Source organism: Gimesia benthica (assembly GCF_009720525.1).
In the GTDB taxonomy this organism is placed as follows: Bacteria; Planctomycetota; Planctomycetia; order Planctomycetales; family Planctomycetaceae; genus Gimesia; species Gimesia benthica.
In genome coordinates this window covers 7,963,220-7,978,181 of record NZ_CP043930.1, presented here as the reverse complement: position 1 = coordinate 7,978,181, position 14,962 = coordinate 7,963,220, and the positions used below count along the sequence as shown (strand labels likewise).

The 14,962-nt window shown below is 51.8% G+C and carries 9 protein-coding genes; 5 read left to right on the top strand and 4 right to left on the bottom strand.

The features are described 5' to 3' along the window. The first annotated feature begins 146 nt into the window (after window positions 1-146). Both F1728_RS30970 and rpmA read left to right on the top strand, forming a co-directional pair. Complete coding sequence (locus tag F1728_RS30970) at window positions 147-992, top strand: hypothetical protein (RefSeq protein WP_155367244.1); 846 nt, start codon at window positions 147-149, stop codon at window positions 990-992. A 157-nt stretch (window positions 993-1,149) separates the two neighbouring features. Further along, window positions 1,150-1,401 (top strand): 50S ribosomal protein L27, encoded by a 252-nt coding sequence (gene rpmA / locus F1728_RS30965; RefSeq protein ID WP_145041157.1) that lies wholly within the window; start codon window positions 1,150-1,152, stop codon window positions 1,399-1,401. A gap of 76 nt (window positions 1,402-1,477) precedes the next feature. On the opposite strand, the gene F1728_RS30960 is transcribed toward rpmA, so the two are convergent. Beyond that, window positions 1,478-2,698, bottom strand: a complete 1,221-nt coding sequence (locus F1728_RS30960) for a S1C family serine protease (protein WP_228030423.1) — start codon at window positions 2,696-2,698, stop codon at window positions 1,478-1,480. Window positions 2,699-3,043: 345 nt separating this feature from the next. Between F1728_RS30960 and F1728_RS30955 the strand changes: the two genes are divergently transcribed. Next, a complete protein-coding gene (locus F1728_RS30955; RefSeq protein WP_155367243.1) occupies window positions 3,044-4,456 on the top strand; it encodes a 6-phosphofructokinase in 1,413 nt (470 codons plus the stop codon). On the opposite strand, the gene F1728_RS30950 is transcribed toward F1728_RS30955, so the two are convergent. After that, complete coding sequence (locus tag F1728_RS30950) at window positions 4,453-6,381, bottom strand: hypothetical protein (protein WP_155367242.1); 1,929 nt, start codon at window positions 6,379-6,381, stop codon at window positions 4,453-4,455. The two genes, F1728_RS30955 and F1728_RS30950, sit on opposite strands and share 4 nt — an antisense overlap. Window positions 6,382-6,770: 389 nt before the next feature. Between F1728_RS30950 and F1728_RS30945 the strand changes: the two genes are divergently transcribed. Further along, a complete protein-coding gene (locus tag F1728_RS30945; RefSeq protein WP_155367241.1) occupies window positions 6,771-10,481 on the top strand; it encodes a family 10 glycosylhydrolase in 3,711 nt (1,236 codons plus the stop codon). Between the two features lie 174 nt (window positions 10,482-10,655). Next, window positions 10,656-12,386: an alpha-keto acid decarboxylase family protein gene (locus F1728_RS30940; protein ID WP_155367240.1), complete on the top strand. Its 1,731-nt coding sequence runs from the start codon at window positions 10,656-10,658 to the stop codon at window positions 12,384-12,386. A gap of 147 nt (window positions 12,387-12,533) precedes the next feature. Here the strand turns inward: F1728_RS30940 and F1728_RS30935 are convergent, their stop codons facing one another. Further along, a complete protein-coding gene (locus F1728_RS30935) occupies window positions 12,534-12,710 on the bottom strand; it encodes a hypothetical protein (protein ID WP_228030422.1) in 177 nt (58 codons plus the stop codon). 860 nt (window positions 12,711-13,570) lie between these two features. Then, window positions 13,571-14,875 (bottom strand): GspE/PulE family protein, encoded by a 1,305-nt coding sequence (locus tag F1728_RS30930; protein ID WP_155367239.1) that lies wholly within the window; start codon window positions 14,873-14,875, stop codon window positions 13,571-13,573. Between the last annotated feature and the right edge of the window lie 87 nt (window positions 14,876-14,962).

Sequence of the window (14,962 nt, the reverse complement as noted above, 5' to 3'; positions counted from 1 at the left end):
GCCGGTCTGAATTCCGCCTGATAACAAGGTGATTTTACAGCGAATTGGTAAAGACTCTATGGGATTTTCCCGGGTTACGTCGATATACTGTAACAGACAGCCAATTGCTCATTTCCGTGCATCGTGAGAAACTTCGGGGTTATTACATGCGTCAATTACTGAAACGTTCTGCTCTGACAACATTTATCTGCAGCTGTCTGGCACTGCTGACAGGTGGTATGCCAGCGCAGGCTCAGGAAAATAAACTGACTCGTGGATTTACCATTAAACCCGATTTGACCGCGACCGGTGAAGAACGGGCGACTCAGAAATCTCTCTGGGTTCTGGATGCGACTTTCAAGCCGATGCGTATGATCCGCATGGATCTGACGAACCCCAAAACGGGGAAAAAAGAGAAGACTCTCGTCTGGTACCTGGTCTACAAATGTGTGTTACGACCGCTGGAACGTCCGGGCTCATCAAATGACCTCACACCACAGAATGCAGAAGTCCCACCTTTGGGGCCTTCCCTGTTCGTGCCGGAAGTCGTCCTGATTACCAATGATAACGGCCAGCAGACCAGCTACCCCAACCAGATCGTTCCAGAAGCGGAAGTGATCATCAATAAGCGGGAGCGTCGTCAGTTCAAAAATGCCGTCGATATCATCGGAGAGCTGCCACCCGAGACCGCAGCCGATGCAAAATCGGAAAACGCCATCTATGGTGTCTGTGTCTGGACAGGTGTGGACCCCAATACCGACTATTTCACAATTCTCTTCTACGGTCTCTCGAACGGCTATAAAAAGGTCGAAGGACCCGATGGGAAAGAAATGACCCTCCGCAAGGTCCTGGTTCAGCAATACTGGCGACCGGGAGACCAGTTTGGACAGCAGGAACAGGAGTTCCGTCCGAAAGGGAGTCCCTTCTGGCAATACCTGCCCGATGATCCTGAGCAGGCTGCCGAGATGGAAAAGAAACTCAATCTGAACGCGGCTGAGCAAAAACAGCCCTGATTTCTCCCTGACTGCTGAAAAACAGTGGGAAATTGTCCAGAAACGGGTTTATCTCTTGCAAGTTCAGGCCTGATTCGCCAATATACGGCCACGATTAACCAATATTTTAGGAAAAGCCCCTGTCAGGGGCGACTTTTGCTACCTGAGGAAAAGAGTAATGGCACATAAGAAAGGTCAAGGTTCCAGCCGTAACGGTCGCGATTCAGAAGCACAGCGCCGTGGAATCAAGAAATTCGGCGGTGAAAGCGTTCTGGCAGGAAACATCATCGCCCGTCAGTGCGGTACCAAATGGCATCCTGGTAAAAACGTGGGAATGGGCAAAGATTACACCATCTTCTCACTGGTTGAAGGCACTGTCTTCTTCGATAAGGATGGTCGACGGATCAACGTTGAGCCTGCTTTGAACTAAGCAGACTCCTCTGGTGCACTCAACTGCATCATGAAAACATAAAAACTCCCCGATGAGCTTTCACCGGGGAGTTTTTTTATGGTCGGTTGGACTGACTGGCGGTCAGGGTGACCGAGACTTTAGTCGGCGTCTGTTCCTTCCCCCGCAGCACGGTCACCACGACGGTGTCACCAGGCTTTTTGCTCTCGATATAATCCAGGAAGTCCGCCGCCGATTTGATCTGCTTCTGGTCTACAGCGACGATCAGATCCGCTGCCCCCCGGTCGACCCGTTCGATGACGATCAGTCCCCTTCTCTGTCGCACGATTTTGGGACCGCGCAAACCTGCCTTCTCAGCGGGGCCCCCCGGTGTCAGTTTCGCAATCAATAAACCCTGCTCGGTCTCATAGACGCGCTGAATACCGATTTCCGGATGAATCATATGTCCGTGGGTCAGCAGTTGGGGAACGACGCGGGCAACGAGGTTCGAAGGAATTGCAAAGCCGACGCCGGAACTCTGACCGGTATTACTGGCGATCGCGGTATTGATCCCGATTAACTGCCCATGCGAATTCAGCAGGGGGCCACCTGAATTCCCCGGGTTCACTGCTGCATCAATCTGAATGATGGATTTGATCGTGCGGTTCCCCCGCAGTTTCAGCGACCGGTTTAGACTGGAAATAATGCCGCAGGTCATCGTCCGTTCCAGCCCGAACGGGTTGCCAATCGCAAAGACACGCTGTCCTACTTTCAATTTACTGGAATCGGACATGCTGACCGGAAACAGCACTTCCGGAGCTTCATCAATTTTAATCACCGCGATGTCATTAATGGCATCCGCGCCGACAAAGGTGGCCTGGTATGATTTCCCGTTAAACAGGGTGACATTCACCTGCTGGGCATCTTCGATCACATGGTAGTTGGTCAGAATGTGCCCTGCTTTGTCGATGATCGCTCCCGACCCTGCGCCTTCCGTATCATATTCGAGCATGAAAAAACCATCGCTCTTCGTGCCCTTGGTTGTAATGTGAACCACGCTCTTATTCAGTTTTTCATACACGCTGACATTAATCTCCTCCTCGGGAGACAGTCCGCGTTGATTGAATAATTCGGTGATGTGTTCCGGCGTCGTCTTGTTGGCATTAACCTCAGGGGGCGCGGGTTTCAGTGGCGTGGGAGGAATGATTCGAGGGCCGGTTAAATTCGGTTGTACCTGTGCCTCTGAAGAGGCAATCAGACCTGCAGACGGGGCATCCAGAGCAGAAACGACCAGACCGCCGATCACGGCAGAGAAAAAACAACCAATGGCGTATTTCACGATAAACCTCACATGACTCAGAAATCAAAGAGATTGGATAAAACAGGTAGCGCAGGGGCCTGGCTGGGAGCCGGTGGGCATGCGATTTTTCAGGAAACATAAAAAAACACATGCAATCTCTAAGAAACTACATCATAATTCGCAACCGGGTTCGCGAAGAAAACGGGATTCTTGCGATAATAGACAGTAGTGTAAGCGGCTGAAATCTTATCGAATCAACCCTGATACCGTAAATAGGAAATCAAAGATCCAGCTGGATTACACTCATTTTCTGTCTGACAGAAATGGCGAATGCATCGATGTATTCCCAACCAGCTACCCGCAGTTCAGCATGAAAGGACCGCTATGCGTCGAATTGCTCTTTTAACGGCAGGTGGTGACACGCCCGCATTGAATGCCACAATCTTTGGAGCTGTGGAGCGTGCGAACGAACTACGGCTGGAAGTCGTGGGGATTATTAAAGGCTTTGGCGGATTGCTCGACCCGGCCGTACCTCACATCAGGTTGAATCCGCTCTATTCAACTCTTCCTGAACTGGATCCCCGCTGCGGTGGTACGATTCTGGGTTCATCCCGCACTTACATCGATGAGTCCCATGCCGGTGAACTGCAGGTGGTTAAGAAACGCCTGGATCAGCTCGGGATCGAAGGCTTGATCTGTATCGGCGGCGATGGAACTTTGAACGGCATGCAGCCGATCTCACAGTTCATGCCTTGTGTGCTGGCTCCCAAAACCATCGATAATGACCTTGGATTGAATTACCTCGATGAACCAAATGAATGGGTGAAGGAAACGAACCCGGAGACCGGGAAAGAGAAGCTTCGCAAGCTGCCGGCCAAGCAGGATCTGGAGCTGGATGACATGGTCAACTACGCGACACCCGGCTATGCGACCGCGGTCTACGTCTGTGTGCAGGGCGTGCAGCGTATTCGAACCACCGCCGAAAGCCACCGACGGATCGCGATTATCGAAGTCATGGGCCGGGAATCGGGATATCTTGCATTAGGGGCCGCCTATGGACAACCCGATATCATCCTGATTCCGGAAGTCCCCCTGGATTACGATCGATTCGAACGCCGGGTCCGAGAACTCTACGATACACAGAAAAATGTGGTGATCGTCATAGGCGAAGGACTCCGGGATCAGAACGGGAAACGCCTGGGTGACATATCGCAAAGTGTCGACCCTGCTGGAAACGTGATCTTTAGTGGGGCAGCCGAGATTCTGCAGAACATGTTGATCGAGTCACTGGGCGATCATTACTTTGTCTCAAGGAAGCGACATGAAATGGCCAAGTCGGCAACCTTCACCCGTAAAATTGGTCACACGCAGCGTGGCGGACGTCCTATTCGCTTTGACCGGTTTTATGCCGCCCAGCTTGGGGGAAAAGCGGTCGACCTGCTGGTCCAGCGGCAGAACAACTATGTTGCCATCCTGCAGTGGAATGAGCAGCAGGGTTTCCATGTCAGCTCAATCAGTGGCAACGCACTGCGGGATGCCTGGCGGGGAATCCACCCTCGCACACTGCACCCCGCGTTCTATGATGAGCATCGCTACCAGCCTTCGAAACTGGGCGTGCAATACCTGTCAAAAATCTTTACGAACGCGGTTGGCTCCGATGATCTGGAGCTGCTGAAAGATGACCTGTTTGATACCGGGCATCTTAAAACCCGGTATCAAAGCATCAATGTGAGTGTGCACAAACACATTCGCTATCTCAGTACCCCTCAGGACCAGGGGCCCGTCGACCAGTTCTAGGGCTCATCCTGTGGAACTTCAAAGCCAGCCGGCTCTACTTCCGGAATCGAGATGGTAGAACGTTCTTCGGAGGGAGTTTTGTTTGAGATGGTGTATGTCGCCTGTACCGCCTGATTGTTTCGCAGCAATCCGGTGTCTGCTGCCATTGCCAGGCGAAGCTCTTTCTTGGTGGAGACGTAGCGGGAAGCCACTTTGTCGGAATGAACCATGATATCGTCAACTACATACTCATCGTGCTGACGCTTGATCATCACTGTGGCACCCTGCTGGTCATCACCCAGTTTGATGCGAGCATAACCCTGGTTTTCATTGAGTTCCATTGTCGTTAATGGTGACATCAGCAGTTCCGGGATAGAGAAGCCAATCTGCGGAACCCGATCAACCTGTCTCCAGACCAGTTCATTGAAGTCACGAGTCGAGTGACGCTGCAGATTGCGAATATTGTTTTCGTGCATGTCGTATGCGTAGTTCTGTACCTGAACCAAAAGCTCCAGGGTGGCTTTCACAGACGAGGGGCGGCCCTGCAGATCGAGTTCGATGTCATCAACCAGCAGTTGTCCCAGGTGATCACGCAGGATGTAAGTTAACGGCAGGTTCCCCTGTCGGGCATGGACCTTTGTGACAGAACCATTGAAGTTAATATCCAGGATCTCAAAGCCTGGCTGTGCGATTTCGTCAACAGGCAGCTGGGCGACGAGGTTGGGATTGACCTTCTCCCAGACGCGTCGGTTTAAATCGGGAGTCGAACTGAAACCCAGAATCTTGACATCCCGTTTGGTCAAAGCTTCATTGAACAGCAATGTGATCGCGCGGGAGGAGAACAGTGAGGTCAGAGTGACCTGCTGATTTCCCTGGTCCTGGAACAGTGTGACTTCTTCAACCAGGTACTGATCAGGGATATCCATTTCATCGGATTCGATCTTGAGCAGGGAGAGGTTGACCATCTTCCCGTCTTTCTGGGTAATGAAGTTGGCCAGTTTGTCTTCCACTCTCAGTTCATAATCTGCTGCTGCCATCTGCGATTCCGGCAGAGGAGCGACCTTGAGGTCTCCAAAGTTCAGGCTGCCCTGGTAGAACTTGTCGGCCGAGAATTTTTTCAGGGCGACTTTGTCATCCTGGTTGTAAGCATCCAGGAAGTTGCTGACTGCCAGCAGCATCTGGGCTTCTTTTTTCGCGGACTTAACATGATTCCCATCCTCGCGGGATTCGACAGCGACGTCAGTCGCTTTCCATTTGCCATCGTTGAGTTTCATCGTGATGATCATCTGCCCCGACCGTCGCGAAATACGAATGATGGCGATGTCTTTATCCATCTGGGCGTCGGGGCGTTTACGTTTCGTGTTGGAAGATTCGCCGGCGATTCGCTGGGAAAGCTTGGCCAGGAATGCGGGGTGCAACTGCTCGAGTGTTTCTTTGAATTCACCATCTGTGGATGCCAGAATGTCATCCCGGTTACCGTTCTCCCAGGCATCGACAAATTCGCGGATGGTTACTAACAGATCCATCTGCTCGGTGACCGACTTCATTACGTTCAGGTTTTTCGATTTCTGGTTGATGTAAATGTCATCAACAACCCACTCTCCGGTTTTGGTGACTTTCTTCAACTCGTAGAGCAGTTTTTTCTTGTTTTTACCGACTTCGACAACCACTTTTTTGTGGTTCTCGGAAACATCCTTGATTTCTACAATCGTGGCTTCACCGGTCGGAATATTGAGAACCTTCAGGTCATCCAGCGACGACTTGTCTCTGAATGCCACCTTGGAAAACTTCATGGTGGTGTGATGTTTCAGTTTTCGGATGTCTTCTTTTTCCATTGCCTGTGCAAACTGCTCAATGGTCTTCATTTCGACCATGGAAGCACAACCTGTTACCGATACAAGTAGAAGCAGGCCACTGACCAGAGAGAAACCGTTTTTTAACATCATGATTAGTCCAGGCAGGTATTGGGGTTTTGAGAGGTATGAAGATTTGGTGTTTCAATTCCGAAAGCGGAGACGTTTACAACAAGATATGCTTTCGAGATTCAAACGAATGACAACTGCTTGTGGATTGAGAGTCTTAAAGACAGTTGCGAGAGAGGAGACGTTTTTTTGCAGGTTTGCGGATTTTCGTCAAGAGGGTTCCTGGAAAAAACGGTACGTTTCGTGCAGATCCGGAAAAAATTAATTGGGGTTGGCCTGAATTCCGAAATTAATATAATACGAGCCCTCGCCTGTTATTCATTTCTAAAGTGATTCCCCTCTTCGTCTGTTTTCCGTTCAGGCTAAACGCATTTCCTGGGCCTTTCGCTACTGTCTGTGTTAGTGGAAAATCTGTGACTCATATTCGGAAACGAGTTCTATTGATCTGTGGTTTCATCTGCCTGCTTGCCGGTTCGGCGCTCGCAGACGGCGATACCACTGTCGCTACCAGACTGCGGGTTGAATGGGGGGAGCAGACTCCTCGACTCTGGAATGCACGCTTCGAACTGACTGAGGGTGAAATTACTGCGGTTCGCTCGTTGGGAGTCGATGCCGACGAAATCTCTGTCATTTCCCGGGATCAGGGGGCTGTACTGTATCAGCCACGGACCAGTCGGGTATTCAACAGTATTGAACTGGAAGTCAAGGGGACTCCTGCTACTAAGCTGCAGGTCTTTCTCCAGGATCGCAATGACTCCTCGATCACTTTGAAACAGGAGTTTTCGCTGAACGAACTGCTGCAGCACAAAGAGATCCTGCCGATCTCCCAGACCGGTGCTCAGTTGATCGTGCAGCAGGCTCCCGGGGAAAAACTGGCTCTGCAGGTCGATCGTCCCCACCTGGTATATGAACCGGCAGAATCAGTTCAGTTTCAGGTTGTCCCCACCTTTTTACACGGAAAAGAAATCTCCTCAGCCGATGTTCTCAAGTGGCGGGTCACGCGGGCCCGCAGCACGGAAACCGTGTTAGAAGGCCAAATCAAACTTTCCGAGGTGCCACAAGAGGACCTTACCAAAACAGGCATCTCTCTGGAGTTCAAGGCACCTGCAGAAGGAGTTTTTCTGCTGCAGGTCAACGCGGACTCGGGGCAGGAATCCCTGGCACAGTTCGTCGTCGTAGACCAGGGCTTGACGATGTCACTGGCTGAAAGTGAATCATCCGTGCTGGTAGACAGTCTTTCGCTGGATGGAAAACAGGATCAGAACGATCTGGTCGCCCGGCGGGCCCGCACTCGGATTCGCAATTCGTTTCGCTCGTTGTTTAAATCTGGCAAGGAATTACCTGCGGAGACCTCTGCAGCAGCCCCCTGGTCTGCTTACCACTTGAAAATCAGACATCCGCACCTGCCGCATAAGCTGGTGATCACCTATCCTGAGTCAACAGACACCCATCTGGGATTCAGTCTGCTGGAACCAGACGCCGCAGGGCAACTGGTTCCGGTTGGCATTGATGGGGGCGTCTACCACGCTGCAGCATCTCCTGCCTCGAATCTGCAGCAACGGGGGACAGAGTCACGGGCCGAACTGTTATTCTGGCCTAAAGTCACCAATCCGGTGCTGTTGTTCCATAGTCTGGGCCATCCTGAAGCCGCAGAAGTGGCTGAGGTCTCGGTTTATGAATTGGCGAGTAATAAAAATGAAGTGTCAGCAGAACTCTCACTGCCCACAGAGAAAAAACGACTGGTGGGTCCCTATCTGCAAAAACCACTGCTCCCCGAAATATTTGGCGCCGCCCAGGTCCTGGACCTCAACAGTCATCGCAGCCTGGATGACTGGCAGACTTTCTATGAGGCGGGTGACCGGTTGGCACAGTATCTAAAATACCAGAGTTTTAACAGCGTCCTCCTGGGCGTCGCAGCCGATGGCAGTGCGATCTATCCTTCCCGGCACTTACAGCCAACTCCACGATATGACTCTGGAGTGTACCATTCTTCCGGGCAGGATCTTCAGCGGAAAGACGTACTGGAACTGCTGTTCCGGATTTTTGACCGGGAGCAGTTAACCCTGGTACCTGAACTACAGTTCTCGTCAGTCAATGCGGCTCTGGAAAAACTGATTGAGGAGCAGCCTGAGCAGGCAGTGGGCATCGAACTGGTTAACCTGCACGGCCAGACCTGGAAAAAATCACAAGTGGCCGCCCGCGGGCAGGCCCCCTTTTATAATCCCCTGCATCCTCGGGTTCAGGAAGAAATTATCAACGTTTTTACTGAGCTGGTCCAACGTTATCAGGCACATCCTTCGTTTCAGGGAGTGGCAGTACAGCTTAGTCTGAATGGATATTTACAACTTCCCGGACTGGACTGGGGCTACGATGATGCGACTGTCGCCACTTTCTCTCGGGAGACAGGTGTGCGAATTCCCCGGTTCGCTGAATCGCAACGGTTTGAAAAACGATATCAATACCTGACCACGACGGCTCTGCCTCAGTGGACCGACTGGCGCTGTCAGAAAATCCGGGCCCTGCATGAGCAGCTTGCAGCAGTGTTGTCGAAAGCGAAACCCGACGCACAACTGGTATTTTCCGCTCGCGAATTGATTCCGACTCAAAGTCGGCAGGGCAATGTGATTTCTGCTTTGAAAACCGGCGCCCCGTTTCGACCGGTACTGATGGAGATGGGGCTCGATTTTTCCCGCTATGATCAGATCACCAACGCTGTCGTAATCAGGCCTCAGCGTTTCATCTGGGGACAACAGGCCGAGCACGATCTTCAGTTTCTGAATACTCATTCCAACATTGATGACAGTTTCAAGTCGCGCGTTAATGGCGTCGTCTATTATCATCAACCACTGGAAATCCGGATTCCAGAATTCGACCGGCTGTCTCCCTGGCAGCCAGCCTTTACCTGGCTGGCCACTCAGGCTTCGCCCTCAGCGGAAGCCAATCGGATTCGCTATGTGCATTCCGTCGCAGCTCTGGATCCCTATATGACATTTGACGGTGGCTGGACGATTCCTTTTGGGCAGGAAGAGGCCACACGTTCCCTGCGATCGCAGCTGATTCAATTGCCGGCCCGTCCATTCCAGACGATTGACTCCTCAGAGCAACCGGTGATTACCCGTTTTTCCAGAGGGAAAGAGAAGTCTGTCTTCTATCTGGTCAACGACTTCCCTTACCGCTGCGAAGCGACCGTATCGCTGATCATGACATCGAAAGTGTCTGTGGCCAGGCTCGGAAATGGCGAGACGGTGCAGGTTAGTCGTTCTTCTGAAGGTGTCTGCAGCTATCAAATCTCCCTGGAAGCCTACGATCTGCAGGCATTTGAGATCGACGACGCCCAGGCGAGACTGATTTCCGTCAAAACCACTATTGATCGGGATGATCTGCAGGAACTACAGGCGCGTATTGATCAGAAGAAAAAAATGCTGGTGCAACTGCATCGATCACTGGATGATGCATCGGCTGTCGTCTTCAAGGCAGATTTTGAAGCCAAAAACTCACGGGATTATATCCTCGCAGGCTGGGAGTCGAAAACGGATCAGCGGGTTTCCTGGAATCTGGATACCACAGAAGCGCATTCGGGCCGCACCTCACTCGTGCTGGATACCCGCCCGGGAAATAACTTCCTGCGTACGAATCCCATTCCTCTGGAGAATTGCCGCTATCTGAATATGGGCGTCTGGATGAAATCAAAGTCACCGAATATGCAGGTGCGGATTTCTCTGGAAGCCGAGCAGAATGGAAAGCTCAAGGCGCAGTCTGCCATCATCGGTGTGGACCAGAACTGGCGGAAGTACGTCTTCCGTGTGAAAGACATACCGTCCTCACAGATTCAGAATGCCCAGATCGTGATCGAGAAGCTGGGGAATGAAAAACTATGGATCGATGATGTCGATCTGCAAATCCATCAGATTTCTCCCGAAGATGACCGCCAGCTGACCAAGCTGATCTCAACGCTGGCTCTGGCCTGGGACTCGCAGCGCTACCTGGACTGCTATCGCCTGCTGGAAAGTTACTGGGGCCAGTTCGGGGAAACCATCACCCCACAGTCTCAGCCGACCCAAGAGGGGGCTGAACCCGTCAAACACGTTGAGCGGCGGGGCCTCCGCAAGCTGATTCAGCGCTGAAAGTCACAGCGCAGTGCGCGAGTTAGTGCTGTCGGACTCGCCCTAACGCCATTCATATTCGGGAGATATGCGAATTCTTCTGATTCGAGATGGTGGAAGTGCTATAATGGATGATGAACACTTCATTCATTGATATTCTCATGCAACCACTCATCTTGCAAGGAAGGGTTTGTGATGGCAGCTCGCAAAACAGGCACCAGATCAGGTGGAACCAAGTCCCGGTTACCCGCAAAAAAAACAACCACAAAACGTTCGGCAAACAAGCAGAACGGAAAAGTACATACGATTGGCAGTTATCTGATTCAGCGTCTGCAGGACTACGGGATTACCGATCTATTCGGAATCCCGGGCGATTTTGTGCTGCAGTTCTACGGGATGCTGGAAGAGAGTCCGATTCGTGTGATCGGAACGACACGCGAAGATAATGCGGGCTACGCCGCCGACGGATATGCCCGCGTGCATGGCTTGGGAGCAGTCTGCGTCACCTACTGTGTGGGTGGCTTGTCGCTGTGTAACTCGATAGCTGGGGCCTACGCTGAAAAATCTCCTGTGATCGTCATCAGCGGCTCACCAGGTATGACAGAACGTGCCAGCGATCCCCTGTTGCATCATCGGGTCAAAGATTTTCACACCCAGCGGGATGTCTTCGAGAAAATCACGGTCGCTTCTGCAGTCCTCGATGACCCGATGACGGCTTTTCATGAAATCGATCGCTGCCTGGAAGCCTGTGTTCGTTTCAAGAGGCCCGTTTACCTGGAAATCCCCCGAGATTGCGTCCATACCAAGGCGATTGTCCCCCATGTTCCGGACGACAGCCAGCCGGAGAGCGATAAAAATGCACTCCGCGAGTCACTGGAAGAAGCTACCGAACTGCTCGAAGCCAGCAAGAAACCCGTCATTGTGGCCGGTGTTGAACTGCATCGCTTCGGGTTGCGGGAAGAGGCCCTCAAATTCGCGGAGAAGCACCAGATTCCCATGTGTGCGACCATTCTGGGGAAATCAGTCGTCAGCGAATCACATCCTTTGTACCTGGGCGTCTATGAAGGGGCCATGGGACGCAACGAAGTGCAGAAATACGTCGAAGAGAGTGATTGTGTAATTCTCCTCGGTACTTTCATGACAGATATTAATCTGGGGATCTACACCGCGCACCTCGATCCCGGCAAATGCATCTACGCCACCAGCGAGAAGTTGCGGATCAGCTATCACCATTTTCACGATGTCGTCTTCTCGGACTTTGTGAAAGCACTGCGTAAGCAGAAAATGAAAGTGGTGAAGCGAAAAATTCCGGATCAGGTCCGTCCGCCGCAGATCGAGTTCGAAGTGAATCCAACTGCGCCCGTGACCACAAAACATCTGTTTCAAAGCATCAATCAGATTCTGAGTGACGATACGGTCGTGGTGACGGATGTCGGGGACTGCCTGTTTGGGGCCGTCGATTTGACCATCAGCACCCATACCAAGTTCCTCAGCCCCGCTTACTATACTTCCATGGGATTTGCGATCCCGGCATCGATCGGAGCCCAGGTCGCCAATCAGGAACTCAGGCCAATTGTTCTGGTGGGAGACGGTGCGTTTCAGATGACCTGCCTGGAGCTCTCAACGGCCCTCAAGCTGGGGTACAATCCAATCGTGATTGTGCTGAATAATAAGGGATATACGACCGAACGTTTCCTGCAGGAAGGGCCGTTCAATGATATTCCCGACTGGAAATATCATAACATTACGGATCTGATCGGCGGAGGCTGGGGCTTTGAGGTCAGCACGGAAGGCGATCTGGAGAAGGCGCTCAAAGCGGCGCTGGCCAATACAGACAGTTTGAGCGTGATTAATGTCCATCTGAAACCGACGGATGTCAGCCCTGCCTTGACGCGTCTGGCTGAGAAGATGTCCAAAACACTCTGATCTGGTGAGCTGAAAACGTAAAAAAGCCGGGCGAGAGTCCCGTTCTCATCGTCCGGCTTGAGTCCTTTCGCATGCAGATTCCGGCACAAGGCGCGAAATCTGCGTGAGTTACTACGAAAGGGTCCCCCCTGTTGTAACTGGCAGCGATTATTGCTGCTGCTGAGCTTCGTGCTCGAGCTTGTATTGTTCCAGTACTTCCCGCTGGTTGTACAACTGCTCTTCGGGGCCGGCCGGGAAGAACTGTACGTCGTCATTCAGGTAGTAGGCTGAAGGCAATGTCTGGCCTCCCAGGCTGGTCTGGCATCCAGAGTTTGCTAATCCCATCAGTGCTAAACCCAGTACTCCAACAGTTGACCAATTTTTAAGCTGGCGAATCACCATGATTGTCCTCGGAAAGTAAAGTTGTCGAATGGCACCTGTCGGGGAGAAACGGAAACAGGGTAAAACAAGTGCCGGTAATACCTTGGGATCAGTCTGTCCATAAACTTAATCCATCATTTCAACGGGAAATGACTGGCAAGGTCACGCATTACTATCATGTGTGTACTTCTATTATCGACAATCATGATCGGAATCTTCGGTATAATCTGCGTAATCGGACAATATTTTGTATCAAGCACAACTGGCGGACATAGATATGGCGTCTACGAATCTTATGTTCAGTTGGTCGATGTGGCGTTGTCTGAACTCTGCACCGACTTCCGCTCCTGCTGATATTGTTCTAGAACTTCGCGTTGATTGTCAGAATTGCCAGGAAACATCTGCACGACGTCTGTACTGTAAAACTCATAAAGGTGTGGGACCGCCCTGTCGTGAGGCTGACGCACCATCTGGTTCTGGATGCTGGTAAACGTGATGACAGTGAAGAATAGCAAACCGGTACTGAAGAGAACGAGTTTCTGGCGAGCCTGCATCATAACCTCGAACTGCAAATGAGAGAGAACAGTCACCCCGCTGCTGTGAGAGGTGACCTGGATTGGAAGGGACCGAAGAATTACTCTCGGCAAGAGCAGTGCCCTCATCCGCGAGCGAAGTGGAGCAACAACAAAAAACAGAGGCTCCATCAGCAGAGTATCGGTTGCTCCAATCGGAATCTTTAGCGCAGTCTGCCTGTTGTGCCAGTTGACGAGTAGGCGTACCGGGACCACAGAACTCTCATACAAGGTGAAGTATTAGCGGGCATTTCAACCCTGCTTGAACGCCCGTTGCAGTTCTTCCAGCGAAGTCTTACCTTCTGCGACCAGACGGATTCCGTCTTTCTGCAGTGAGGGCATATCCTGTTTTTTCGCCAGGGCTTTGATTTTGGCAGGATCGCCGCCACCAATGATCAGTTGCTTCATCTCATCGGTCATTTCGATGAATTCCAGAAGCAGGGTCTGTCCATAGTAGCCGAGCCCGTCGCATTTTTCACAGGGTTCGATTTCGTTGCCATCTTCATCCACAGTCTCACGCGGCGGACGATACAGCATCTTGGTCGTTTTGGGTAAACCCATCTTGGCGATCAGTTTAGGGTTGGGCCGGAATGCTTCTTTACACTTGTCACAAAGTGTGCGGATCAGGCGATAGCCTACGACACACTTCAGTGAATCCACGCCTTTCTCAACACTGCCTGCCAGTTTGCAGAACTTCATCATCCCGGTAACAGCGTCTTTGGCCGAGATCTCCGCGATCATGGTGATCTCGTCTTTAACCCCCAGGATGCTGCGGACATAGTCTTCATCTGTAATAGGCTTCAGATAAATGATATCTGCTTCCATACGGATGATTCGCCGCAACTCATCGTCAAATGTATCTCCCTCTTTTTCATCCAGGGTCGCGATGTGGCTGAACTCGCGATGTTCCGGTTCTGCCAGAGCGAAGATCGTATACTGGTAGGCGTCAACAGATCGCACCACACCAAAGGTGGTGGTGGTCAGTCCCGAATTCGGGGGGCCACTGACCAGAATCAATCCATTGCGACCGGTGCTCAGCGAACGAATGCGTTCTTTCAGCTCCTCGGTAATCCCGATATCGTCTGCGCGATCCAGGGGATGTTTCACGTCGATGGCTTTGATTGTCAGACGTTCGCCCGCAGGAGTTGGAGCGGTCGCGACCCTCAACTGGTAATTCACCTCTTCCAGTTCCGCATTCACGCCCCCCTGCTGGGGACGTTTCCGTTCCTGGATATTCAAACCGGAGAGCAGTTTTATAATCTGCACCACGGCCATACCCTGTTGTTTGGAAAGCTTGGGACCCGGGTTAGGCACGCCATCCACATAGAAGGCCACCTGATACCGTTCACCCTTGGGTTCGAATCGAATCATCTGTGCCCGCAGAGCCAGCCCGTCGGTGATGATATTCTTGGCAGGCATCAGCCCCGCTTTGACCAGACGTGCATTGTCTTTCAGATTCGCGGGCTGTCCGTTTAACGCCCCCTGAAATGAGACCGGTTCGATCTCTTCTTCGAGTTCTTCCTCTTCATCCCGGGACTTTCCAAAACCAAAGATCACAGGCGTTACCTCTTATATTAATCGGAGTGAATATCTGGCGGGCGATCGTAAATCAGACGATTTCGACCAGTCTCTCAGCACTGGTAC